This is a genomic window from Methylobacterium sp. ARG-1, assembly GCF_001262595.1.
Classification (GTDB): Bacteria; Pseudomonadota; Alphaproteobacteria; order Rhizobiales; family Beijerinckiaceae; genus Methylobacterium; species Methylobacterium brachiatum.
In genome coordinates this window covers 14,278-36,749 of the sequence record NZ_LHCD01000039.1, presented here as the reverse complement: position 1 = coordinate 36,749, position 22,472 = coordinate 14,278, and the positions used below count along the sequence as shown (strand labels likewise).

Here is a 22,472-nt window from a genome sequence, read left to right as displayed (position 1 = left end):
ATCATGGCGCGCATGAAGTTTCTCTGCGACGCGGATCGTTGCATCGAGTGCAACGCCTGCGTCACCGCCTGCAAGAACGAGCACGAAGTGCCGTGGGGCATTAACCGGCGGCGGGTGGTGACGCTCAACGACGGCAAGCCCGGCGAGCGCTCGGTGTCGATGGCCTGCATGCACTGCACCGACGCGCCCTGTGCGGCTGTGTGCCCGGTCAACTGCTTCTACACCACCGCCGACGCGGTGGTGCTGCACTCCAAGGACATCTGCATCGGCTGCGGCTACTGCTTCTATGCCTGCCCGTTCGGCGCGCCGCAGTACCCGCGCGTCGGGAACTTCGGGTCCCGAGGCAAGATGGACAAGTGCACCTACTGCTCGGGTGGCCCCGAGCCTGATCTCTCGACCGCCGAGTACGAGAAGTACGGTTCGAACCGGCTTGCGGAGGGCAAGCTGCCGCTCTGCGCCGAGATGTGCTCGACCAAGGCTCTGCTCGCGGGCGACGGCGAGATGATCGCCGAGATCTACAAGCAGCGTGTGATCAAGCGCGGGTACGGCTCGGGGGCCTGGGGCTGGAAGACGGCCTATCGCGAGACCATCGCGATCTGATGTGGGGCTGCTCCTCTGCTGAGGGGCGCGCAGGAACAGGGACCGCGGCAGCGTCCGCGGACCGCTCGACCGATCTGAAAGGAACGCCGATGCGGCGGGCATGGACGCTTCTCAGCACTCTCGTCCTGGCAACGGCGCTCTGGACGACACCGGGTGTCTACGGGGCCGCGCAGGCGCAGAACCCGATCCAGACTGATGGGCAGAACCCAACGGGCGCGAAACCCACGGCGGATTCGATCAATGAGGAGCTTCTGTTCCGGCAGGCCCCCAAGATCAGCGGGCGCATCAGCATCCCGGACAGCAAGGCCGCCAACCTGATCCAGCCGCAGGGCCGCGCGTACCAGATGTTCCGCGAGGGATGGCTGCCCTGGATCGGGGCGCTCGTGATCCTCGGCATACTCGCAGCCCTGGCGCTCTTCTTCCTCTGGCGCGGCCGCATCATCACGGATCACAGTCAGGAATCCGGCAAGAAGATCCTCCGGTTCAACGCGTTCGAGCGGTTCACGCACTGGATGACGGCCGTGTGCTTCATCATCCTGTCCCTGTCCGGCCTGAACTACATCTTCGGCAAACGGCTGCTGATGCCGCTGATCGGGCCGGATGCCTTCGGTGCGCTAGCCCAGTACGCGAAGTACAGCCACGTCTATCTCGCCTGGCCCTTCATGCTGGGTGTCGCCTTCATGATCGTCGTCTGGATCCGGGACAACATCCCGAACCGAATCGACTGGGAGTGGCTCAAGGCGGGGGGCGGCTTCATCGGCAGCAAGCACCCGCATGCGGGGCGCTTCAACGCGGGTCAGAAGGGCGTGTTCTGGATGGTGGCCGGCTTCGGCGCCGCCATGGGCGCCACCGGCCTGATGATGCTCTTCCCGTTCGCGCTCGTCGACGTCAACGGGATGCAGATCATGCAGGTTATCCATTCCCTGATCGGCATCGTCTTCATCGCCGGTATTCTGGCCCACATCTACATCGGCACACTCGGGATGAAGGGCGCCTACGACGCGATGGGCAGCGGTCAGGTCGATCTGGCCTGGGCGCGCGCGCACCACGACCTCTGGGTCGAGCAGGAGCAGGCCCGCACCGCGAGCGGCCCGCAACTCGGATCCCGCCCGGCTCCGGCCGAGTGATGAGCCGGGTTGGCCTCCCGGCGTCACTCCGGACGCTCTGCGCTCTTATCAGGGACCACTGACATGAAAGCTTTCATCGCCGCTGTCCTTGCCGCCGTTCTCCTGGGCATTGCGGCCATGCTGGCGCTCACAAGCAATCAGAAGTTCGCCTACCAGGCATTCGCCACCTCCGGTGCCCGGGTCTCCGAGCCGGGCACCAACCTGGTCGGCCCGCGTTGGAACGGCGACCCGTCCCCCGATGAGTTCGCCGGCGAGCCGCATGGGAAAGCCGAGGGCGCCGCCTCGCAGCCGAAGCGCTCCTGAGGCCCGGTATTCGAGCGCCAGCTGCGACGAGACCAAGCTTTGAGGAGGAGCGCATCCGATGAAGCGGCGACTGAGCACTTTCGCCCAGGCAATCGGCCTGGCAGTGGTCCTGCTCGTAGTGGACAACGCCCTCGCGCAGGAGAGCGGCACAGCCGTCCCGATCGGGCGTCCAGCCAATCTCTGCCAGGAGCTTCTGGCCTTCGTGAAGCAGCCGGAGCCAGCGAAGGAGGCCGCCGCGACGCCTCCGCAGCAGGCGACCGCCGTCTCAAATCCCTCGGAGGCAAGCCAGGGTACGCAATCTTCCGCCGGCGGCGACGTCCAGCAGAAGTCGGGCTTGAGCGGCCCCACGAAGGGTGAGGCTCCCAATCAGACGGCCGCCAATGCTGAGCGCGGGCCGGCGAAACAGGCTGCGAAGGATGTGCCGGCTGCTGAACGACACGCCTAGTTACCGGTGAAGTTGAAACTCGATGTCCGCTCGTCGGTTGGCCCAGCGTTGATGCAGGATTTGCTCGTGGCACGCACCACCTCTACAGCGCTGATCGCCGCGGCCATCCTGCTGCCGTCGGTAGCGTTCGCGCAGGCTGGCCCGCAGCCATCCGCACCATCGCAGCCTCCTGAGGCGCAGATGAGCGGTACGCCGGCTAACCTCTGCCAGGAGCTTGTCTCCTTCGTTCACCAGCCGGACCCATCACAGGGGTCCGATGCCCCGCCCCCGCAACTGGCCACAGCAGTATCGGCCAAGAAGGATGATGCTCCTTCCGTCAAGCCAGGGGACGCAGCAGGGGCGGCACAGCAGGCTTCCGGTCAGAGCGGCCAGATCACCTCTTCCGGTCCAGGTGCAGCCGGTCCGCAGGGCGATGCACAGAACAACGCGGCTCCCGCCGGGACGACGGCGACGGCCGCAGGTCCTCCGAAAACTCCCTCATCGGCAGGTGCCGCAGCCAGTTCCACGCCGGATGCTCACAAACCGGCACCGGAGAATGTTCAGCAAGTCGAGGCAGCGGCCGCCAGCAATGACCTTCTGGGCTGCAGGGCCGCGGCTCAGAAGATGCGGCGGGCCGGCGTCGTCATGCCGGGACCGTTGCTGGCCCTGTCAGCCCTTGATCCGAAGCTGCTGGAGCGAGCCCGGCGCTGAAGACGTCTATCGCGGCTAACGCAGACGAAATTGGTGTGCCGTCGCGCAGCTAACCCGGTGGGCCTACGACTTCACTGCAGCCAACTCTTGTATCGTGAGGTTAATCGCACGGATGAGGCGCTCGGCCGTCCCAGGTACGGCAGGGTCTTGCGAGACCGCCATTGCCGCTTCCTGAAGCGTGCGAAATTCCTGAAGGCGCGCAACAGGATCGCCCCCTCGGGTGACGGCGGATTGTACGAGGCCCTGGATCAGCTCGCGCGCTAAGCGCTCATCGAGGCACGGCGCCATCCACTCCGGGGACGGCGGACAGGACAGGCCCGGTCCGGCTGTCGAGCGGGCCGACCTGCGCCACTTCGGATGGCGTCCGCCACCCACTCGCTCGATCAGGCCTTCATCCTTTAAAAGTGTTTGGTCGCAGGATTTGGTGGTGCGGGTTCTGAGTGAACCTGGAGGGCTCGTCCACCCAGGCTTTGCAGATAGCTTCGTAGGGCGTGAGGCCGCGTAGCGTCTTGAGGCGGCGGGCGAAGTTGTAGGCGGCCACGAAGTCCGCGAGGTGCTGCCGGAGCTGATCGTGGCTGTCGTAGTGGAAGCGTTTAACAGTGGCGTCCTTGATCGTGCGGTTCATCCGCTCAACTTGACCATTATCCGGTATGTACCCGTGCGGTGCCTTCTCGTTCCGCTGTTCTCCCCAGAGAACGGCATTATGGTGAGCCCATCTGGGACGCGGGGCACCGGGAGCACGAAGGTGCGGGCAGGCCGTCGATAGACAGTGAGCTGAGAGCCCGAACTCGTTACATGGCCGCCCCTTGCGACTTTCCCGGATGCGCTGCGAGCGCGGATCAGTAGGTGTCGTGTTGCCCGCCAGCTCCCGTTTTTGTCGACGAACCAGCATGGGGAGTGGGCATGCGGATTATTGGACTGGATATTCACCGCGCCTTCGCGGAAGCGGTAGCGTGGGATGATGGCAAGCTGAGGCGGCTGGGTCGCGTCGACATGCGTCGCGATCTTCTGACCGCCTTCGCTGAGCAACTCTCGGCGGATGACGTCGTGGTCGTTGAGGCCACCGGCAATGCCTCGGCCGTTGTGGCGGTTCTCGCGCCGCACGTGAAGAAGGTGGTGATCGCCAACCCGATGCAGGTGCGGATGATCGCGCATGCCAAGATCAAGACCGACACGATCGACGCCGGCGTGCTGGCGCAGCTCTACGCGAGCGGGTTCCTGCCGGAGGTGTGGGTTCCAGACGAGCCGACCCAGGCGCTGCGCCGGCAGGTTACCCGCCGCAACCAGATCGTCCGGCAGCGATCCCGGCTGAAGAACATCATCCAGTCGATCCTGCACAGCCACCTGATCCCATCCTGTCCCCACGCTGACCTTTGCGGGGCCAAGGGCCGGGCCTGGCTCGTCGAGCAGGTCGTGCCAGAGGACGAACGGCTCGCGATCGAGCGGCACCTGCGTGAGTTTGACAGGCTTGGCGAGGACCTGAAGGTCATCGAGCGCGATCTCGCCCGTTCGGCCCTCGCTGACGAAAGCGTCAAGCGACTGATGACGGTCCCCGGCATCGACATGGTGGTGGCGCTCGCGTTGACAGCGGCCATCGGCGATGGTGACCCGCTTCGACGAGCCGCAAAAGCTTGTCAGCTACCTCGGTCTGAACCCGAGCGTGCGGCAATCAGGACCGGGACCCGCGCACCACGGCCGGATCACCAAGCAGGGTCGCGGTCACGCCCGCGGCATGTTGGTCGAGGCCGCCTGGGCCGCAGCCCGCGCTCCAGGCCCACTCCGAGCCTTTTTCCTGCGGGTTAGGGCGCGACGCGGCCAGCACGTGGCCGCTGTCGCAACCGCCCGCAAGCTCGCGGTCGTGATTTGGCATCTTTTGACCAAGAGCGAGAGCTACGTCTGGGCCCGCCCCTCACTTCACGCGAAGAAGCTTCGCGATCTCGAGCTGAAGGCCGGCTACAAGGCGGCTCGCGGTCAGAAGGGGGCAGCTCACGCCTACAACAGCAAGAGCCACCGCGATGAGGAGCGGCGCTTGGTCGAACAGGCGGAGACTGCCTACGCCCGCTTCGTGACGGGCTGGAATCCGCAAGGGCCCAAGAAGGTGCGCACGGGCGCCGCAACTGAGGTGCGACGATAGAGGCTGCGCGGCAGGGCTCCCACCTCACGCCCTGCTCTTCGCCACGCGGTCGCCCGTGCGCCAGCCGAAAATAGCGCAGATCCACGAAGAAGGCTCTTGTCGATTACATCAGTGGTCCAGGGATGGCGCGGCTTGGTCAGGCGATGCTCAATGTTGAGGTCGGCGCAGGCACCCTCGAAGGAGTGGCAGCGGAACGGCACCTTCTCGGCGCGCATCGCTCTGATCTCCTCCGGCGTCCAAGTGTTGCCGGACGGCTCGGTGAAATGCGTGCCGTTATCGGTGAGCACGGTGTGGATTTTGTAGGGAACGGCGGCAGCAAGGGCCCGCAGGAAATTGCCGGCGACCCGGCGCGTGACCTTCTCGTGCAACTCGGCGAAGGCGAACTTGGAGGTCCGATCGATCGCCACGAGCAGGTAAAGCCGGCCTTCTTCGGTGTGCACCCCGGCGATATCGATGTGGAAGTAGCCGATCGGGTATCGCTTGAACTTTGCACGGAGCGGCTTGTCGCCACCCACCTCGGGGAGCCGCGAGATGCCATGGCGCTGCAGGCAACGGTGCAGGCTTGAGCGCGTGAGGTGCGGGATCGTCGGCTGCAGAGCGTAGAGGCAGTCGTCGAGCGGCAGTAGGGTATGCCGGCGGAAGGCGACGATCACCGCCTCGTTCTCGGCCGACAGCACCGTGGATCGGGGTTCTGTAGGGCCCGTCTTCCGGTCAGCCACCGAGGACCGCTTCTTCCACTTCGCGACGGTCTTCGGGTCGACGCCGTAACGGGCCGCCAGCGCCCTCAGGCTCGCTTGACTATGCTGTATCGCTCGACGGACTGCCGCTGTCGTCGTGGCGCTCCCGTGCTGAACCTAGCCCATAGCGTGTCCTTCCACTCGCGTGAGAAAACTGTACCATCAAACCCTGGGATCAAACATCTAGCCGTGGTTTGCGGTAACCCTGACCCGATGTGACTTCACGTTCGAGCCACAGCGGCTCTCTCCTGTCGCCATGGTCTGCGATACCCTTCCCTATGGCGCTTGCGCAGCCGTTCGGGCGTGATGATGTCGAGTAATCGGCCGACTGCCTCTGGTCCTCAGGTACAGCGCACGTCGACGTCAGTCCGGCCTGCCACCCCGCTGATCCCCGGTCAGCGCGTCACAGGCGCGCCGGCGCTCGGGAAGAAGAGCTGTTCGCCGCCGACCTTGTATCCCGCGATCGCCTGCTGCCCCTCCGGTGAGACAAGCCAGTCGATGAAGGCCTGTCCCTGCTTCGACTTCACGCCAGGATGCCTATCGGGGTTCACCAACATCACGCCGTAGGGGTTGAACAGGCTCGGGTCCCCTTGAACCAGGATGACCAAGTCGGCGCGGTTCTTGAACGCGAGCCATGTCCCCCGGTCGGCGAGGATGTAGGCGCCGAGAGCTGAGGCCGTGTTGAGCGCGGGGCCCATGCCCTGGCCGACATCCCGGTACCAAGGGCCGCGCACGGCCGCGAGATCGACGCCTGCCTCCTTCCAGCTGCGCAACTCGGCGCTGTGGGTGCCCGAGCGGTCACCGCGCGACACGAACGCCGTCTTGCTGGCCGCGAGCTTGGCGAAGGCCTCGCGCACGCCCAGGCCGCGCACGCCATCCGGATCGGAGGCCGGGCCGATCAGCACGAAGTCGTTGTACATCACGTCGTACCGCGCCTCCGCGAAGCCCTCGGCGAGGAACTTGTCCTCGGCGGGACGGTCGTGGACCAGCACCACGTCGGCATCGCCGCGGCGCGCTGCGTCGAGCGCCTGGCCCGTGCCCAGAGCGACGACCTTCACGTCGATCCCGGACGTCTCCCGGAAGAGCGGGAGGATGTGCTTGAACAGGCCGGACTGCTCGGTCGAGGTTGTCGAGGCGACGACGATCGAGGTCGGTTCGGCGTCGGCCGACGGCAGCAGGCCGGCTGTGCTCAGGAGCGCAGCCGATGCGAGGGTCAGGAGGCGACGACGGAAGGGGTCCACGGCAACTCCCCAGCGAGGTAGGCCCGCGCCTCGGAGGTGCGGGGCGAGAACAGGATCTGGCGGGATGGACCATGCTCGACGGCGCGGCCGGAGGCCAGCACGATCGCCGTGTCGGCGAGGCGCGCCACCTGCCCGAGATTGTGTGAGACGAGCACCACCGTGGTGCCCGCCCGCGCCATCGCGGACACCAGTCCCTCGACGATCTCGGTCGAAGCTGGGTCGAGGTTCGCGGTCGGCTCGTCGAGGAGGAGCAGGTCCGGTTCGACCGCCCAGGCGCGGGCCAGCGCTAGCCGCTGCTGCTCGCCGCCGGAGAACCGCGTCGCGGCATCGCGTGCACGCTCCGCGAGGCGGACCCGGGCGAGCGCCTCCTGCACCCGCGCGGCGCGCGCAGGACGGGTGAGGCCTCCGAGAGCCAGCGCGACGTTCGCGGCCGCGGTTGCGCGGATCAGCGCGGGCCGCTGAAACACGAAGGCCCGCCGGTGCGGGCCGACCCGTACCGCCCCGCTGTCGGGTCGCAGGAGCCCGTCGATGACCCGGAGGGTGACGCTCTTGCCCGCTCCGTTCGGGCCGATGATGGCCGTGACGCTGCCCGAAGCGACCTCCAGGCAGAGATGGTCGAGCACCGTTCGCCCGTCGAGGAACAGAGCCACGTCTTCGAGGCGGATGGCCGGCGTCGCGCTCATCCATACACCCGCGCGGCGTGCCGGCGGAGCAGGGCCACGGTGACGTTCACCACCAGAACGAGGCCGATCAGCACGAGTCCGAGAGCCAAGGCGAGGCTGAGATCGCCCTTCTGGGTCTCCAGCGAGATCGCCGTCGTCATCGTACGGGTATACCCGTCGATATTCCCGCCGACGACGAGGACCGCTCCGATCTCCGAGATCGCCCGGCCGAACGCGGCGAGTGCCGCGGTCACGAGGGAGAAGCGCACGTCGTAGATCATCGCCCCGGCCTGACGCGGTGCGGAGAGCCCGAGGGAGCGCAACTGCTCCCCGAGATGCACCCGGGCGTCGGCGACGACCTGCTGCGTCAGGGCGGCCACGAGCGGGGTCGCGAGCGTCGCCTGTGCGGCGATCATCGCGCCGGGGGTGAACAGCAGGCCGAGCGGTCCGAGCGGACCGGAGCGGGAGAGGATGAGGTAGAGCGCGAGGCCGACGAGCACCGGCGGCAGCCCCATAAAGGCGTTCAGCAGGCCGATCGCGGCGCCACGTCCGGGAAAGCGGGCGACAGCCACGAACGCACCCAGGGGTATGCCGAGCACGAGACCGATGCCGACGGCGGTGAGGCTGACACGCAGCGACAGCCAAGCGATCGCCAGCACGTCGCCATCCAGACTGCACAGGCGGGACAGGATTTCCTGAAGCGTCTGCATCATGCGCCCGGGCTAGTCCTCAGGAATGGGACGAGGCTGATGGCGAGATCAGCCGATGAGTCCGACCTCGAGGCGCAGTTTCGGCGGAATGGACCTGTCATGCCTACCAGGGAAGCGCGTGCGGATAGTAGGTGAGCATATCGCCGGAGGCGACCGTTGTCGTGGCGTCGGAACGTTCGACGAGGCCATCCCTTTCCGTCAGGGATGCGAGCTGTAACCCGTCGCGGGGGAACATGCTCGCCACGGGGGCATCGTCGGTGCCGCATTCCGGGCAGAGCCGCACGTATTCTCGCCGACGCGGCTTCTTTCAATACTCGAACGCGGCGTACGCCGGGTCGACCGCCATGTCAGCCCTTGATCATCGAACCCGGATGGCGCATCGCCGCCACGATGATCCGAAATGCGTCCTCGGCGCTGATCCCGCTTCGGGAGGCGGCGAACCTGCTCAGCGGCGAAGCTGCTCCCGTCGCCCCCGCGACGGTTCCGCTCGCAGCGGCGCTCGGACGCATATCCGCAGGAGCGGTCGTCGCGGGCACCGACGTGCCCGTGGGCCTGACAGCAATGCGAGACGGCTTCGCGGTCGAGGCCGCTTCGGTGGGCGGCGCCTCGGCCTACGCGCCGATCTTCCTGGGGCGGCCACCACCCTGGGTCGAGGCCGGACAGCCGCTGCCGTCCGGCACCGATGCCGTCTTGCCTCCGGAGGGATTTGTGGACGGCATGGTCGTCGCGGACATCGCCCCGCGGGAAGGTGTGTGCGGAGCGGGCGACGACGTCGCCGGCAGCGAGAGGCTGATCGAGACGGGCACCCGGATCGAGCCGCTTCACCTGCTCGTCTTGGAGGCGGTCGGCCTCAAGGTGGTGGACATCCGTCAGCCACTTTTGCACGTCGTCACCGCGGGGGCGTCCAGCCTTGATACCGTGTCGCCCCTGCTGAGGCGTCTGATCGCGCGGGCAGGCGGGGCGACCGAGGCCGTTCGCGCCCAGGGAGTCCGGGACATCGTCGAGGCCATCCGCGGCGGCACGGCGGACGCGGTGCTGGTGGTCGGGGGAAGCGGTTTCGGCCGCTCGGACCAGAGCGCTGCGGCCCTTTCTATCGCCGGGGAAGTCCGCGCGCACGGCATCGCAATGCGGCCCGGGGAAACCACCGCCGTCGGCTCCGCAGCCGGCCGGCCGGTTCTTCTGGTGCCCGGGCGTCCCGAGGCGGCCCTCGCCGCGTTCTTGACCCTCGGCCGTCCTCTCATCGCGAGGCTCGCCGGCGCGCAAGACTGCCTGCCTCGGCGGCAGGTCCTCGTACGGAAGATCGTCTCGTCGATCGGTCTGTCCGAGGTCGTCTTCGTCCGAAGCGAGGCGGATGGCGTCGAGCCACTCGGCGGATCCGGCCTTCCGCTCAGTCGGTTGGTGCAGGCGGACGGCATCATCGTGATCGAGCCGGAAAGCGAAGGCTTCCGGGCTGGCGGGGAGGTGAAGGTTTGGCCCCTGTGAACGGCGACGCAGACCGTGACGACGCGGCTTTCGCCGAGCGTCTCGCCGCGGCCTCGAGCCAGGAGCAATTTCTCAAGGTGATGAGCCGGGACGATGCGCTCGCAAGGTTCCGGGCGGCGGTCCCGCACACGCGCCTGCCTTCCGAGACGGTGCCCCTGGAAGACGCGCTCGGGCGCGTGCTCGCCCGCGATGTGGCCTCCCCGATCGACGTTCCGCCCTTCGACCGTTCCCTGGTCGACGGTTTCGCCCTGCGCGCGACCGACACCGAAAGAGCCGGGCCGGCGAGCCCGCGGCGTCTCACGCTGAACCGCGAGATCCTTGCCTGCGGCGTCGCGCCGACCGTCGTCGTTCAGCCCGGAACGGCGACGCCGATCTCCACCGGCGGGATGATCCCCCGTGGGGCCGACGCCGTGGTCATGATCGAGCACTCGGAGTTCGACGCCCGGAGCCTCGCCGTCGATGTCTTGACCGCGGTTCGTCCCGCGCAGTTCGTGGGATATGCCGGAGCCGACATGGCCCGCGGCGAGACGGTGCTGCGCAAGGGAACGCGGATCACCGCCCGAGAAATCGGCATGCTGGCGGCGTGCGGTCTGGCCGCCGTCGACGTCACCAGACGCCCGCGCGTCGCGGTCCTTTCCACAGGGGACGAACTGGTCGCACCGGGCGAGCCCCTGCCCGAAGGCGCGATCTACGACTCGAACGGCGCGATCATCGCGGCCGCGGTGACAGAGAACGGCGGGGAACCGGTTCGGCTCGGGATCGTGCGCGACGATGCTGCCGTCCTCGAGGCAGCCCTCCGATCCGCCCTGCGGGACAGCGACCTCGTCGTGCTCTCAGGAGGCACGTCCAAAGGTGCCGGCGACGTCTCGCACCGTGTGCTGTCCCGCCTCGGCGAGCCGGGAATTCTGTTCCACGGCGTGGCCCTGAAACCCGGGAAGCCGCTCTGCGTGGCGGTGGCTCAGGGAAGGCCGATCGTCGTCCTGCCGGGATTCCCCACCTCCGCGATGTTCACCTTCCACGACTTCGTCGTTCCGTTCGTGCGGGCGCTTGCCGGGCTGCCGCCGCGGGAGGACGAGACGATCGCGGCGCGCGTGTCCCAACGGGTGCCCTCCGAGCTCGGTCGCACCGAGTTCGTGATGACCTCGCTCGCCCTCGGTCCAGAGGGGACGATGGCCCTGCCGCTACCGAAGGGCTCGGGGTCGGTCACCGCCTTCTCGCAGGCGGACGGCTTCTTCGCGGTGCCAGCCGCGCGCGCGGGCGTCGAGGCGGGAGAGGGCGTCGCCGTGGTCCGCCTGGGCTCCGGCGTTCGGGCGCCAGACCTGACGATCGTCGGCAGCCATTGCATCGGTCTGGACCGGGTGGTCGGGCTGCTCGGCGAGCGAGGCTACCGCGCCCGCACCATCTGGGTCGGGTCGGCCGGCGGCCTTGCCGCCCTGCGACGCGGCGAATGCGATGTCGCCGCCATGCACCTCTTCGATCCGGAGACGAGCCGGTACAACGCCCCGTTCCTCGCCGAGGGGATGTCCCTCGCGCCCGGTTGGCGCCGTCTACAGGGCGTCGTGTTTCGCCGCGGCGACGCCAGGTTCGAAGGTCGGGAGGCCGCGGACGCGGTCGCCACCGCGCTCGCCGACCCCGACGCTGTGATGGTCAACCGCAACGCCGGATCGGGCACGCGCCTGCTCGTCGATGGGCTGCTGAACGGTACCCGGCCGGCGGGGTTCTGGAACCAGCCGCGCTCGCACAACGCCGTCGCCGCGGCGGTCTCGCAAGGTAGGGCGGACTGGGGCGTGGCCATAGCAAGCGTCGCGGATGCCTACGGGCTCGGCTTTCGTCCGCTGACGGAAGAGGCTTACGACCTGGCGTATCGCGGGGACGCCCAGGGGATGCCGGCGCTCGCGGCCTTCCTGAGACTGCTCGGCGAGCCCGAGACGGCCGCCGCGCTGCGCGATCTGGGCTTCTCGCCCGCCGCAGAAACCGCGTGACGCGCGCATGGCCTGCCGGCCTCGCCGCGGGCGGCGTGCCCCCGACCCGTGATGAGCTGGCCCCACCTCGATGGAACAAAACGGACAATCCTGTCGCGCGCCGAGATGATCGACGGTGCCATTTCGCGTAAGGCTCCTGCGAGGCGCAGAAGCCTCCAGCGAAGCGGCGGTGGGCGTTGGACGAGGACACGAGCATCAGTTTGCGGATCGAGCTCGGCTCGGACACCTTGCTGGGACCGGGCAAGGCCGCCCTTCTGAGCGGCATCCGCGACACCGGTTCCATCGCTGCTGCAGGGCGCCGGATGGGCATGAGCTACAAGCGAGCCTGGTACCTCATCGATACGTTGAACAAGGCGTTCCAGGAGCCGCTCGTCTCCGCGAGCAAGGGGGGACGCCGAGGCGGCGGGGCGATCCTCACGAGCACGGGCGACGCCATCCTCGACAGCTACCTGCGCATGGAGCGGCTCGCCTCAGAGGCCGTGGCGGGCGAACTCGACCTTCTCGCTTCGCTCATGAAACCCGACTTCTAGGATCGAGGATGGCGCGCGGAGGCGCGCATCCAGCGGGCGCAGAGTCTAGAGGTTGTGCGTCGGCCCGGTAGCCCGCGGCTCGGTGCCGGCAGGCCGGCTGCTTCCGGCGCTGCCCGCCGAAGCCTCCTGTGATCCGCCGTCCAAGTCCGGCGGCACGCCTGGGCGCGCCGCCGGAGGTTTCGCCGCCTACTCGGCGGCCATGGGCGTCGCGTGGGCGGCGGAGGCCCGGGCCGCGCAGAACTTGAACTCGGGGATCTTGCCCATCGGGTCGAGCGCCGGGTTCGTCAGCAGGTTGGCCGCGGCCTCGGCGTAGCAGAACGGCATGAAGATCATACCGACCGGCACGTCGCGGTCGGAGCGCACCTTCAGGTGGACGGCGCCGCGGCGCGTCTCCAGCTTCATCGTGTCGCCGGGCTCCAGCCCGAGCCGGTAAAGCTCCTTCGGGGCCATGAAGGCGACCGCCTCAGGCTCCAGCGCGTCGAGGACGCCGGCGCGCCGGGTCATTGATCCGGTGTGCCAGTGTTCCAGCACGCGGCCGGTCGACAGGACCATCGGGTAGTCCTCGTCCGGCAGCTCGTCCGGCGGCACCACCGCGGCCGGGACGATCTTCGCGCGCCCGCTCTCCGTGGGGAAGCCGGCGTAGAAGATGATCTCGTTGCCGGGCTTGTCCGGCGCATCGACCGGGTAGGTCACGGCGCCCTCGCGCTCCAGGCGCTCCCAGGTGATGTTGTTGAACGACGGCATCACCATGGCCATCTCGCGGAAGATGTCGGCCGGGCCGCCGTAGTTCCAGGGCAGGCCGAGGCGCTTCCCCAGTTCCTGGATGATCCACCAATCCTGCCGCGCGTCGCCCGGCGGGGACACCACCGGCTGCGAGATCTGCACGCGACGGTCGGTGTTGGTGAAGGTGCCGGCCTTCTCGGCGAAGGCGGAGGCCGGCAGCACCACGTCGGCGTGGAAGGCGGTCTCCGTCAGGAACAGGTCCTGCACGACAAGGTGGTCGAGCATCGCCAGGGCGTGCCGGGCGTGGTTCAGGTCGGGGTCGGACATCGCCGGGTTCTCGCCCTCGACGAACATGCCCTTGATCTCGCCGGCGTGGATAGCGCGCATGATCTCGACGACGGTGAGGCCCCTTTGCGGGTCGAGCTTCTGACCCCAGAACTCCTCGAACATCTCCCGCACCGCGGCCTTCTCGACCGACTGGTAGTCCGGGTAGACCATCGGGATCAGGCCGGCGTCGGACGCGCCCTGGACGTTGTTCTGGCCGCGCAGCGGATGCAGGCCGGTGCCCGGACGCCCGATCTGCCCGGTGACGAGGGCCAGGGCGATCAGGCAGCGCGAGTTGTCCGTGCCGTGGACGTGCTGGCTGATGCCCATGCCCCAGAAGATGATCGAGGACTTGGCGCGGGCGTAGAGCCTGGCGACCTCGCGCAGCGTCTCCGCGTCGATGCCGCAGACCGAGGACATCTTCTCAGGCGTGAACTCGACGATCTTATCCTTCAGCGCCTCGAAATTCTCGGTGTAGCCGGCGATGTACTGCTCGTCGTAGAGCCGCTCCTCGATGATCACGTTGAGCATCGCGTTGAGCATCGCCACGTCCGAGCCGGGCTTGAACGCGAGGTGCTTGTAGGCGTGCCGCGACAGCACCTGCCGGCGCGGGTCCATGACGATCAGCTTGGCGCCGCGCTGCTTCACGGCGTTCTTGAGGAAGGTCGCCGCGACCGGGTGGTTCACGGTCGGGTTGGCGCCGATCACGATGATGACCTCGGCGTCGAGCGCCGCCGAGAACGGCGCCGACACGGCGCCCGAGTTCAGGCCCTCCATGAGGGCGGCGACCGACGAGGCGTGGCACAGCCGGGTGCAGTGGTCGACGTTGTTCGAGCCGAACCCGAGCCGCACCAGCTTCTGGAAGAGGTAGGCCTCCTCGTTCGAGCCCTTCGCGGAGCCGAAGCCGGCGAGCGCCTTGCGGCCATGCGTGTCGCGGACCGTCTTGAGGCCGCCGGCAGCACGGTCGAGAGCCTCCTCCCAGGTGGCCTCGCGGAAGTGCGTCCACGGGTTGGCCGGGTCGACCTGGTCGTTGGCGTCCTTCGGGACGTTGTCCAGGCGGATCAGCGGCGCCGTCAGGCGATGGGGGTGGTGGACGTAGTCGAAGCCGAAGCGCCCCTTCACGCAGAGCCGGTTGTGGTTGGCCGGGCCGTTCACGCCTTCGGCGTAGACGATCTTCTCGTCCTTCACCTTGTAGGAGACTTGGCAACCGACGCCGCAATAGGGGCACAGCGAGGTCACCTCGCGGTCGGGATAAACCGTCCGGGTCTTGTGCTCGGCGTCGAGGTAGGCGGACGGCATCAGCGCGCCGGTCGGACAGGCCTGGACGCACTCGCCGCAGGCCACGCAGGTCGAGCCGCCCATCGGGTCGTCGAAGTCGAACACGACCTTGGCGCCCGCCGAGCGGTAGGCCATGCCGATGACGTCGTTGACTTGGACCTCGCGGCAGGCGCGGACGCAGAGGCTGCACTGGATGCAGGCGTCGAGATTGACGCTCATGGCCGGGTGGCTGAAGTCGCCGGTCCAGCGTTCGGCTGCGGGAAAGCGGCTCTCGGATACGTCGAGGAAGTCGGCCTGAACCCAGAAGTGCGATGTCGGGTCGTGCGAGGTCTCGCGCTCGGGCTGGTCGGCCACGAGCAGTTCGAGGACCATGGCGCGCGCCTTGGTGGCGCGCTCGGTCGCGGTCTTGACCTTCATGCCCACGGCCGGCGTGCGCTTGCACGAGGCGGCCAGCACGCGCTCGCCCTCGATCTCGACCATGCAGGCGCGGCAATTGCCGTCCGGACGGTAGCCGGGCTCGGGCTTGTGGCAGAGGTGCGGGATGTGGGTGCCGAGGCGCTTGGCGACGGCCCAGATCGTCTCGCCGGGCCCGGCCTCAACTTGCTGTCCGTCGAGTTCGAACGCGATGGTCGGAGGTGCGGTGGGCCGCTCCTTCAGATCGTGCAGTCCCGACGGCTCCGGTGCCGCCTGGCCGCCCGCCTTCGCTCCTTCCGAGTAGGAGCCGCCGGCCTCTGGCTTCGGGTCCTGCGCGGGACCGCCTGCATCCTGCGGCCCGTCGGCCCGGATCTCGGATTTCTCGCTCTTGTCGCCGTGCTGTTCGGGGGCGTTGCTCATGCGGCCGCTCCTGGCTCGGACATCGGGGTAGGGTTCGCCGGCGCCATCGGTTGCCTCACTCGGTAGCCGCGGCGCGCGGGGCGGGGAACAGGTCCGGGAAATACTTGATGACGCTGCTGAGCGGGTTCGAGGCGGCTTGGCCGAGGCCGCAGATCGAGGCGTCCCGCATGCACTGGGACAGCTCGCCCAGGAGCTCGATGTCCCAGACGCCCTGCTCCATCAGGATGCGGGCCTTCTGGGTCCCCGAACGGCAGGGGGTGCATTGCCCGCAGCTCTCGTCCTCGAAGAACCTCATCAGGTTCAACGCGGCGCCGCGCACGTCGTCCCGGTCCGACAGGATCACGACGGCGGCGGAGCCGATGAAGCAGCCGTACTTCTCCAGCGTCCCGAAATCGAGCGGGATGTCGTTCATCGACGCCGGCAGGATACCGCCCGACGCGCCGCCCGGCAGGTAGGCCGCGAAGGTGTGGCCGTCTGCCATGCCGCCGCAATACTCGTCGATGAGTTCCTGGATGGTGAGGCCGGCCGGGCCGAGCTTCACGCCCGGTTCCTTCACGCGCCCCGAGACCGAGTAGGAGCGCAGGCCGACGCGGCCGTTGCGGCCGTGGCTCTTCCACCAATCGCCGCCCCGCTCGATCAGGTCGCGGACCCAGAACAGCGTCTCGATGTTGTTGATCAGCGTCGGACGGTTGAACAGGCCGACCTGGAACGGGAACGGCGGCTTGTGCCGCGGCAGCCCGCGCTTGCCTTCGAGGGACTCGATCAGCGAGGATTCCTCGCCGCAGATGTAGGCGCCGGCGCCACGGCGCAGGTGGATGCGCGGGCTACCCTCGGGGAGCTTCGCAATCTCGCGCGTCAGGATCTCACGGGAGATGGGGTATTCGTCGCGCAGGTAGATATAGACCTCCGGCGCCTCGACAACGTGGGCGCCGATCAGCATGCCTTCGAGGAAGCGGTGCGGGTCAGTGTTGAGGTAGAGCTGGTCCTTGAAGGTGCCAGGCTCGCCCTCGTCCCCGTTGACTGCCATCAGGCGCGGGCCGGGCTCGCCACGCACCGAGCGCCACTTGCGCCCCGTCGGGAAGCCCGCGCCGCCGAGGCCACGGAGGCCGCCGTCGTCGAGCACCTTCAGGATGTCGTCGACCGGAAGGTCCCCACTGCGGAGCCGGTCGAGGGTCTCGTACCCACCGGCGGCCCGATAGGCGTCGTAGTCGACGTAGTCCGGGATGTTGGCGTGTGTGTCGCCGGCCTCGACCGCGGCCCTCACGGACGCGAGGTCGGCCTTGTGCAGGAAGTTGTGCCCGACCTCGACTGCGGGCGCGTGGTCGCACAGGCCGACGCAGGGCGCGCGCACGACGCGGACGACGTCGGAGGCGAGTTCCCGCTGGAGCGTCTCCAGCAACTCCTCGGCTCCGAACATCGCGCAGGTGATGCTGTCGCAGACCCGGACGGTCAGCCTCGGGATAGAGGCGTCACCCTCCTTCACCACGTCGAAATGCGCGTAGAAGGTCGCGGTCTCGAACACCTCGGCGAAGGCCAGGGCCATCTCGTCGGCCAGCGCCGCCAAGTGCTCGGCGCTGATCTGGCCGTAGGTGTCCTGGATCAGGTGGAGGTGCTCGATGAGCAGGTCGCGCTGGCGCGAGCGGGAGCCGAGAAGCTCCTCGATCTCGACCTTCGCCCACGGCTCGACTTGGCGCCCCTTGGGTACGCTGCGCGCCTTGTTCCGCCCCCGGCCGGGATGCGAGAAGGTCCTGACTGTCCCGGGTGCCTCACTCATTGCGGTGTCTGGTTCTCAACTGCTGGGGCGGGTGGTCGCGGCGTCCTGCGGTCCGATCGGGTCTACTGGCCGCCGAAGGCCCGGAGCGGCTGGCCGGCCTCGGACCGATGTTTCATCGCGACGGCTCTCGTCGCCTCGTCCAGGGACGTGACCCTGGGCCCGACGACGGAGCGGAGCTCGGTCTCGAACGCGTCGAGGGCGTCGTTCAGGCGATCCATCAGGGAATTCGGGGCATCCCCCGCCGGGGAAGCGACAGCTTTCGCGAGCGCGTCGCGGACCCGGCCGGCGAGCTCCTGCGTGAGCGGCGGTTTCGCGTCGGCGCAGTACGCGTCCGTCACGATGTCGGCCCAGGCCGCCGCAGGGGATGCGTCGCCCATGCTTATGCCTGCGCGATCGAGGGAAGGTTGAAGTCGTGCATGGCGTGCCCGTTCGGGTCCGTTGGCGTGGCGTTCGCTCGTGGCATACCAAATGGCAGCCGTTATAGCGCAGGTGTTATATCGTTTTTGAAGGCGTTTCAATTTGCGCGGGGTCGCGGTCACGCGTCCCGGCGGCGTGGCTGATGCTTGCCCTGAGCCATCGAGCGGGGCAGTGGAAACGTCACGAGGGAGGCGGTCAGTGGTGTCCGGCATGCGCGTAATCGGACTTGCCGGGTGGAGCGGGGCTGGCAAGACCAACCTACTGGTTCGGGCCATCCCCGTGCTCGTCGCCCGCGGGGTGAAGGTGGCGACCGTCAAGCACGCTCACCACGACTTCGACACCGACTGGCCCGGGAAGGACTCGTACGAGCACCGCAAGGCGGGGGCGAGCGAGGTCCTGATCTCTTCGGGCCGCCGGTGGGCCCAGGTCCACGAGCTGCGGGACGCGGAGGAAGCGACCCTCGGTCAGCTCCTGCGGCGGATCAGCCCCTGCGACCTCATCGTCGTGGAAGGGTACAAGCGGGAGCCGATCCCCAAGATCGAGGTCCATCGCGCCGACAACGGCCGCCCGCCCATCCATCCTCTGGACCCCACCATCGTGGGCATCGCGAGCGACGTCGCATTTCCGGCATCGGGCATTCCCGTCGTAGATTTGAACGACGCGGAGGCGGTGACGGGGCTGATGCTCGACGTGGCCGTTTCCTTGGAAGACGTCCTCGGGAGGCTCTAGCCGGATGGCCCAGCTCAGCGACGACTGCTTCGCGTTCGGCGGTCCTCTGATGACCATCGAGGACGCGCACGCGCTGTTCGGCGAGCGGCTCGTAGCGGTCGTCGGCACCGAGGACGTTCCCGTTTTGGACGCCGACGGACGCATCCTGGCCGAGGATTGCGTTGCGCCCATCGACGTCCCGCCGTTCCCCAACTCGGCCGTTGACGGCTACGCGGTCCGTTTCGCTGACCTGCGCACCTCCGATGCGACGGTTCTGCCGGTCGGCGCGGTCGTCGCGGCCGGCGGCTCGTCCGAAGGCGTGTCGGTGGCGGGCTCGGCCGTCCGGATCTTCACCGGGGCCCCGATGCCGGCGGAGGCTGACACCGTCTTCATGCAGGAGGACGTCCACGTCTTGCCCGACAGCCGGGTGTCCTTGCCGCTCGGGTTGAAGCGGGGCGCCAACAGCCGCGATGCCGGCGAGGATGCGGCGAAGGGCTCGTCGATCATCCCGGCCGGCCGGCGTCTCCGGCCGCAGGACTTGGCTCTGGCGACTGCGGTCGGCCTGCAAACGTTGAAGGTCCATCGAACCCTGCGGGTCGGCGTGTTCTCGACGGGCAACGAGCTCGTCGAGCCGGGGGCGCCCTTGAGGCCAGGCGAGATCTACGACTCGAACCGCGTCCTGCTACTTGCTCTTCTCCGGCGGATGGGCGTCGCGGCGCATGACCTCGGCGTCATCCGTGACGACCCGGCGGCACTCGCGGCGAGGCTCTCGGCGGCGGCCACCGAGCATGACGTGATCCTGACTTCGGGCGGCGTGTCGACCGGCGACGAGGATCACGTGAAGACCGCCGTCGAGACCATCGGGCGCCTCGTGTTCTGGAGGCTGGGGATCAAGCCGGGACGGCCGGTCGCGATGGGCATGATCGACGGCAAGCCGTTCCTGGGCCTGCCGGGCAACCCGGTGGCTGTCTACGTCACCCTGTTGTTCGTCGTGCGACCGCTCCTCGCCCGGCTCGCCGGCGAGGCCTACGCGCCGCCGCGCGGGTTCACCGTCAGGGCAGCCTTCTCCTACCGGAAGCGCGCGGGCCGCAGAGAGTTCGTCAGGGTCAGTCTCGCCCGGGACGCCGACGGCACCTGGGAAGCCCGGAAGTTCCAGCGCGACGGCGCGGGCATGCTGTCGTCGCTCACCGAAACCGACGGCCTCGTAGAGCTGGAGGATAGCCGGACCGAGGTCGTGCCGGGCGACGTCGTACGGTTCCATCCGCACGAAGCCCTCTGGTAGCGAAGCCGTACTCAGAGCCTGGTCAGACACAGACCGCGCTGGAGCATTGCCGGGCTCGCGCCTCCGTTATATCAAATCTGCTATATCGCTTGTGATTGGCCGTGCGAACGGCCGCTCGGTCGACGGGCTTGTGCAACGATGTTCGATGGTGTCTGGCGGAGCCAAGCAGGCGCGGAACTTCGCCTCCTGCAGATGGGCGAGGCGGTCTCCGGGACCTACACCGCCGCCAATCCCGGCCCTGCGCAGACGCATCGAAGCCGCATCCTCGTCGGCACGGCCGAGGGCGATATCATCGGCTTCGTGACCAGCACGTCGTCGCCACAGGAAATCACGGCCTGGACCGGGCGTCTCGTCCGCGCCGACGAGAAAGCGGCGGAGGAGATTCACGCGGTCTTCCATGCCGTCGAACGGTGTTCGCAGCCGCAGGCCGTGGATGGTCATATCGCGCTCGAAACGACCATCTTCTCAAAGGTCGAGAACGCCTGTTCTTGAAGGCGGAGCCTCGTCCCTCCTCGATATTGTCCTGAGGAACGGGAGGCGAAATCGGAGCGATGAACGGTCGGCGCATCGATTGCCGACGAACATCGGCTTTCCGGTTCGTCCCACATCCCATCATCTCCATATCGGGTATGCGAATGGCCGGGATGGGCGCGGACCGGCCGGCTGAAGTCGACCTGAAGCGGATGATCCACCGCTTGGCATGCTCATGTCGTCAGCCATCACCTGCTGCCCCGGCGCGCAATCCTATCGCTCACCGTCGCCGTACCGAGGACAGGCGCGGGTCGGCTGCCCCTTGTGTCAGTCGCCTTTGGAGGACTGCGAGGAGCTGTACGGTTCTTCCCTCGGCCTATTCCCGTCGTGGAATTGTTGTTGTAGCCAAAGTTGGTTTCGATCCTCGATAAGTGTATTAGTTGCTCGATGCAGGCGTGATCACTCAAAATCGGTTTGAATATTGAGTACACTTCGAGCCACTGGGGAGGGCATATGGGCACACACCCTGGTCGAACGGCAGACGAGTGGGCCGGCATCATCAGCGAGGCGTATGCTGCTAAAACACGGCCGCCCTTGACACGCCAACTCGTGACCGAGGTTCGTCAAGTGATCGCCGAGGCGCTTCGGGAAGCAGAAGCGGCGAACAGCCCGGACAGTGAATGGTGCGAGCGCGTCAACCTCGTTCTGGATCGCAGCGAGATGTCCCTCCATGTAGCCGTGGGGCCTCGGCTTGCCGCGATCGATGATGCTGCAGGAACGGCCGTGATGATGCACCGGTCGGAAGCCGGACGGCCCTTGCGCGCCTTCGGCGGGCAATAGCCGATGCGACACGGGATGCACCTGCACTGACCAATGGCGTTTCATAGGCAGCAACACGGGAGCGGCGGGAGCGAGACCATGAGTTCCGTGAATGAGGTGTGTGAGCTCACCGGCCCCGGTCCGGCATGGCCAGCCGCCAATGCGGATTGGCCGACGATCCGTGACTGGCGCAAGGAAATCCGGGAGCGACTGATCGCACGGCGTACCAGCATCTCGGCTGAGGATCGGTCCGCCTGGAGCGAGCGGATCAGCCGGGCCCTGGAAGCGGCTCTTGAGCCGTACGCCGCCAGACTGATCGGCTTCTACTGGCCGTTCCGGGGCGAGTATGATCCACGAGCCGTTCTCACCGCGATGCGGGAGCGCGGCTCACGCCTTGCTCTGCCGGTGATCGTCGAACGCGGGCAGCCGCTCGCCTTCCGTGAGTGGTCCCCTGGCAGCCTGATGGTGCAAGGGACTTGGAAGATCCCGATGCCTGAGTCGGGCGAGGCAGTCTTCCCAGACCTCCTCGTGGTGCCGTTGGTCGGGTTTGACAGGCAGGGCTACCGGCTCGGCTATGGTGGCGGCTTTTATGACCGGACCATTGCCGCAATGCCGGAGAGGCCGCGCACCGTTGGTGTCGGCTTCGAACTCGGACGCCTGGAAACGATCTGCCCGCAGTCGCACGACATTCCGCTGGAGCGGATTATCACGGAGGGATGACGTGACCTGACCGGTCGACTTCCGACTGGGCTGATCGGGTGGGCAAACCGGCGGTACTCGTCGAAGGTGTCGGTGACGAATGAAGCCGACCTTCCGACCGTCTGCAGTCGGTCGCAGTCTGCCTTCGCGTGTTGCGGGCCGGACGTCGATAAACGGCGCGCTGTAGGCCCGATCCCTACGCCGTGACGACGTCTGCTTCTGGGATGCAGTTGAGTGCGGTTAAACGGCCGGAATGGGCGCAAAGCAGCCGGTCCGCTTTCCCAGCAACGGAACAGCGCCCGGACGTGATGCAGTCCTCGCCCAGATGTTTCGCTACGACGGCTATCGGCGACCTGGTCGAGGAAGGGTTCGACATGGCCGTCCGGGCAGGCCCGCTAGCGACCTCGAACCTCGTGAACCGATGCCTGGTCGCGTTCCCGTTGCTGACGATGGCGGCTCCGGACTTGTGGAAAGGCTCGGTCCCATCACCGACCCGACGA

Annotated in this window: 19 protein-coding genes and 3 pseudogenes; 14 read left to right on the top strand and 8 right to left on the bottom strand. The window is 67.7% G+C overall.

The window, feature by feature from the left end; genetic code table 11:
• The first annotated feature begins 3 nt into the window (after positions 1–3).
• From fdh3B to AKJ13_RS30855, 5 genes are all read left to right on the top strand, one after another.
• Positions 4–600, top strand: a complete 597-nt coding sequence (fdh3B, locus tag AKJ13_RS25625) for a formate dehydrogenase FDH3 subunit beta (protein ID WP_012320149.1) — start codon at positions 4–6, stop codon at positions 598–600.
• An 89-nt stretch (positions 601–689) separates the two neighbouring features.
• Positions 690–1,727 carry a formate dehydrogenase subunit gamma gene (locus AKJ13_RS25620; protein ID WP_050735856.1) on the top strand — a complete coding sequence of 346 codons (1,038 nt, stop codon included), beginning with the start codon at positions 690–692 and terminating at the stop codon, positions 1,725–1,727.
• 63 nt (positions 1,728–1,790) lie between these two features.
• Positions 1,791–2,030, top strand: coding sequence for a hypothetical protein (locus AKJ13_RS25615; RefSeq protein ID WP_050735855.1), 240 nt, complete (start codon positions 1,791–1,793; stop codon positions 2,028–2,030).
• A gap of 58 nt (positions 2,031–2,088) precedes the next feature.
• Positions 2,089–2,475, top strand: a complete 387-nt coding sequence (locus AKJ13_RS25610) for a hypothetical protein (protein WP_244471727.1) — start codon at positions 2,089–2,091, stop codon at positions 2,473–2,475.
• 6 nt (positions 2,476–2,481) lie between these two features.
• A complete protein-coding gene (locus tag AKJ13_RS30855) occupies positions 2,482–3,165 on the top strand; it encodes a hypothetical protein (protein ID WP_244471726.1) in 684 nt (227 codons plus the stop codon).
• Between the two features lie 391 nt (positions 3,166–3,556).
• Here the strand turns inward: AKJ13_RS30855 and AKJ13_RS25605 are convergent.
• Positions 3,557–3,808 (bottom strand): annotated as a pseudogene (locus AKJ13_RS25605) (integrase core domain-containing protein); the annotation flags it as partial.
• A 260-nt stretch (positions 3,809–4,068) separates the two neighbouring features.
• Between AKJ13_RS25605 and AKJ13_RS25600 the strand changes: the two are divergent.
• A pseudogene (locus AKJ13_RS25600) lies at positions 4,069–5,299 on the top strand (IS110 family transposase).
• Between the two features lie 95 nt (positions 5,300–5,394).
• On the opposite strand, the pseudogene AKJ13_RS25595 reads toward AKJ13_RS25600, so the two are convergent.
• From AKJ13_RS25595 to AKJ13_RS25580, 4 genes and pseudogenes are all read right to left on the bottom strand, one after another.
• Positions 5,395–6,108 (bottom strand): annotated as a pseudogene (locus tag AKJ13_RS25595) (DDE-type integrase/transposase/recombinase); the annotation flags it as partial.
• Between the two features lie 323 nt (positions 6,109–6,431).
• A complete protein-coding gene (locus tag AKJ13_RS25590) occupies positions 6,432–7,277 on the bottom strand; it encodes a substrate-binding domain-containing protein (protein ID WP_050735854.1) in 846 nt (281 codons plus the stop codon).
• On the bottom strand, positions 7,250–7,960 hold the full coding sequence (locus AKJ13_RS25585; RefSeq protein WP_050735853.1) for an ATP-binding cassette domain-containing protein: 711 nt from the start codon (positions 7,958–7,960) through the stop codon (positions 7,250–7,252). The genes AKJ13_RS25590 and AKJ13_RS25585 overlap by 28 nt, the downstream gene beginning before the upstream one ends.
• A complete protein-coding gene (locus tag AKJ13_RS25580; protein WP_050735852.1) occupies positions 7,957–8,652 on the bottom strand; it encodes an ABC transporter permease in 696 nt (231 codons plus the stop codon). The genes AKJ13_RS25585 and AKJ13_RS25580 overlap by 4 nt, the downstream gene beginning before the upstream one ends.
• 387 nt (positions 8,653–9,039) lie before the next feature.
• On the opposite strand from AKJ13_RS25580, the gene AKJ13_RS25575 reads away from it, so the two are divergent.
• From AKJ13_RS25575 to AKJ13_RS25565, 3 genes are all read left to right on the top strand, one after another.
• On the top strand, positions 9,040–10,131 hold the full coding sequence (locus AKJ13_RS25575) for a molybdopterin-binding protein (RefSeq protein ID WP_050735893.1): 1,092 nt from the start codon (positions 9,040–9,042) through the stop codon (positions 10,129–10,131).
• Positions 10,128–12,113, top strand: a complete 1,986-nt coding sequence (locus AKJ13_RS25570) for a molybdopterin biosynthesis protein (protein ID WP_050735851.1) — start codon at positions 10,128–10,130, stop codon at positions 12,111–12,113. Before AKJ13_RS25575 ends, AKJ13_RS25570 begins: the two co-directional genes overlap by 4 nt.
• Positions 12,114–12,313: 200 nt before the next feature.
• Positions 12,314–12,643 (top strand): winged helix-turn-helix domain-containing protein, encoded by a 330-nt coding sequence (locus tag AKJ13_RS25565; RefSeq protein ID WP_082317127.1) that lies wholly within the window; start codon positions 12,314–12,316, stop codon positions 12,641–12,643.
• Positions 12,644–12,829: 186 nt separating this feature from the next.
• Here AKJ13_RS25565 and fdhF read toward each other — a convergent pair whose 3' ends face one another.
• The 3 genes from fdhF to AKJ13_RS25550 all read right to left on the bottom strand — a co-directional run bounded on the left by fdhF (position 12,830) and on the right by AKJ13_RS25550 (position 17,953).
• Positions 12,830–15,802, bottom strand: a complete 2,973-nt coding sequence (fdhF, locus tag AKJ13_RS25560) for a formate dehydrogenase subunit alpha (RefSeq protein WP_050735849.1) — start codon at positions 15,800–15,802, stop codon at positions 12,830–12,832.
• Between the two features lie 55 nt (positions 15,803–15,857).
• Complete coding sequence (locus tag AKJ13_RS25555) at positions 15,858–17,576, bottom strand: NAD(P)H-dependent oxidoreductase subunit E (RefSeq protein WP_050735848.1); 1,719 nt, start codon at positions 17,574–17,576, stop codon at positions 15,858–15,860.
• Between the two features lie 62 nt (positions 17,577–17,638).
• Positions 17,639–17,953: a hypothetical protein gene (locus AKJ13_RS25550; RefSeq protein WP_050735847.1), complete on the bottom strand. Its 315-nt coding sequence runs from the start codon at positions 17,951–17,953 to the stop codon at positions 17,639–17,641.
• Between the two features lie 250 nt (positions 17,954–18,203).
• Between AKJ13_RS25550 and mobB the strand changes: the two genes are divergently transcribed.
• The 5 genes from mobB to AKJ13_RS25530 all read left to right on the top strand — a co-directional run bounded on the left by mobB (position 18,204) and on the right by AKJ13_RS25530 (position 21,993).
• Positions 18,204–18,722: a molybdopterin-guanine dinucleotide biosynthesis protein B gene (mobB, locus tag AKJ13_RS25545; protein WP_244471729.1), complete on the top strand. Its 519-nt coding sequence runs from the start codon at positions 18,204–18,206 to the stop codon at positions 18,720–18,722.
• A gap of 4 nt (positions 18,723–18,726) precedes the next feature.
• Positions 18,727–19,983: a gephyrin-like molybdotransferase Glp gene (gene glp, locus AKJ13_RS25540; protein ID WP_050735846.1), complete on the top strand. Its 1,257-nt coding sequence runs from the start codon at positions 18,727–18,729 to the stop codon at positions 19,981–19,983.
• Between the two features lie 138 nt (positions 19,984–20,121).
• Positions 20,122–20,475, top strand: a complete 354-nt coding sequence (locus tag AKJ13_RS25535; RefSeq protein WP_082317121.1) for an avidin/streptavidin family protein — start codon at positions 20,122–20,124, stop codon at positions 20,473–20,475.
• Positions 20,476–21,063: 588 nt separating this feature from the next.
• Complete coding sequence (locus AKJ13_RS30845) at positions 21,064–21,294, top strand: hypothetical protein (RefSeq protein WP_244471725.1); 231 nt, start codon at positions 21,064–21,066, stop codon at positions 21,292–21,294.
• Positions 21,295–21,372: 78 nt separating this feature from the next.
• Positions 21,373–21,993: a 5-formyltetrahydrofolate cyclo-ligase gene (locus tag AKJ13_RS25530; protein WP_082317126.1), complete on the top strand. Its 621-nt coding sequence runs from the start codon at positions 21,373–21,375 to the stop codon at positions 21,991–21,993.
• Positions 21,994–22,472: the final 479 nt, after the last annotated feature.

Excerpts from the sequence above, each read along its gene's own strand:
- fdh3B (WP_012320149.1), top strand. The coding sequence starts at position 4 with ATGGCGCGCATGAAGTTTCTCTGCGACGCGGATCGTTGCATCGAGTGC.
- AKJ13_RS25620 (WP_050735856.1), top strand. The coding sequence starts at position 690 with ATGCGGCGGGCATGGACGCTTCTCAGCACTCTCGTCCTGGCAACGGCG.
- AKJ13_RS25615 (WP_050735855.1), top strand. The coding sequence starts at position 1,791 with ATGAAAGCTTTCATCGCCGCTGTCCTTGCCGCCGTTCTCCTGGGCATT.
- AKJ13_RS25610 (WP_244471727.1), top strand. The coding sequence starts at position 2,089 with ATGAAGCGGCGACTGAGCACTTTCGCCCAGGCAATCGGCCTGGCAGTG.
- AKJ13_RS25585 (WP_050735853.1), bottom strand. The coding sequence starts at position 7,960 with ATGAGCGCGACGCCGGCCATCCGCCTCGAAGACGTGGCTCTGTTCCTC.
- AKJ13_RS25580 (WP_050735852.1), bottom strand. The coding sequence starts at position 8,652 with ATGATGCAGACGCTTCAGGAAATCCTGTCCCGCCTGTGCAGTCTGGAT.
- AKJ13_RS25575 (WP_050735893.1), top strand. The coding sequence starts at position 9,040 with ATGATCCGAAATGCGTCCTCGGCGCTGATCCCGCTTCGGGAGGCGGCG.
- fdhF (WP_050735849.1), bottom strand. The coding sequence starts at position 15,802 with ATGAGCAACGCCCCCGAACAGCACGGCGACAAGAGCGAGAAATCCGAG.
- AKJ13_RS25555 (WP_050735848.1), bottom strand. The coding sequence starts at position 17,576 with ATGAGTGAGGCACCCGGGACAGTCAGGACCTTCTCGCATCCCGGCCGG.
- AKJ13_RS25550 (WP_050735847.1), bottom strand. The coding sequence starts at position 17,953 with ATGGGCGACGCATCCCCTGCGGCGGCCTGGGCCGACATCGTGACGGAC.
- mobB (WP_244471729.1), top strand. The coding sequence starts at position 18,204 with ATGCGCGTAATCGGACTTGCCGGGTGGAGCGGGGCTGGCAAGACCAAC.
- glp (WP_050735846.1), top strand. The coding sequence starts at position 18,727 with ATGGCCCAGCTCAGCGACGACTGCTTCGCGTTCGGCGGTCCTCTGATG.
- AKJ13_RS25535 (WP_082317121.1), top strand. The coding sequence starts at position 20,122 with ATGTTCGATGGTGTCTGGCGGAGCCAAGCAGGCGCGGAACTTCGCCTC.
- AKJ13_RS25530 (WP_082317126.1), top strand. The coding sequence starts at position 21,373 with ATGAGTTCCGTGAATGAGGTGTGTGAGCTCACCGGCCCCGGTCCGGCA.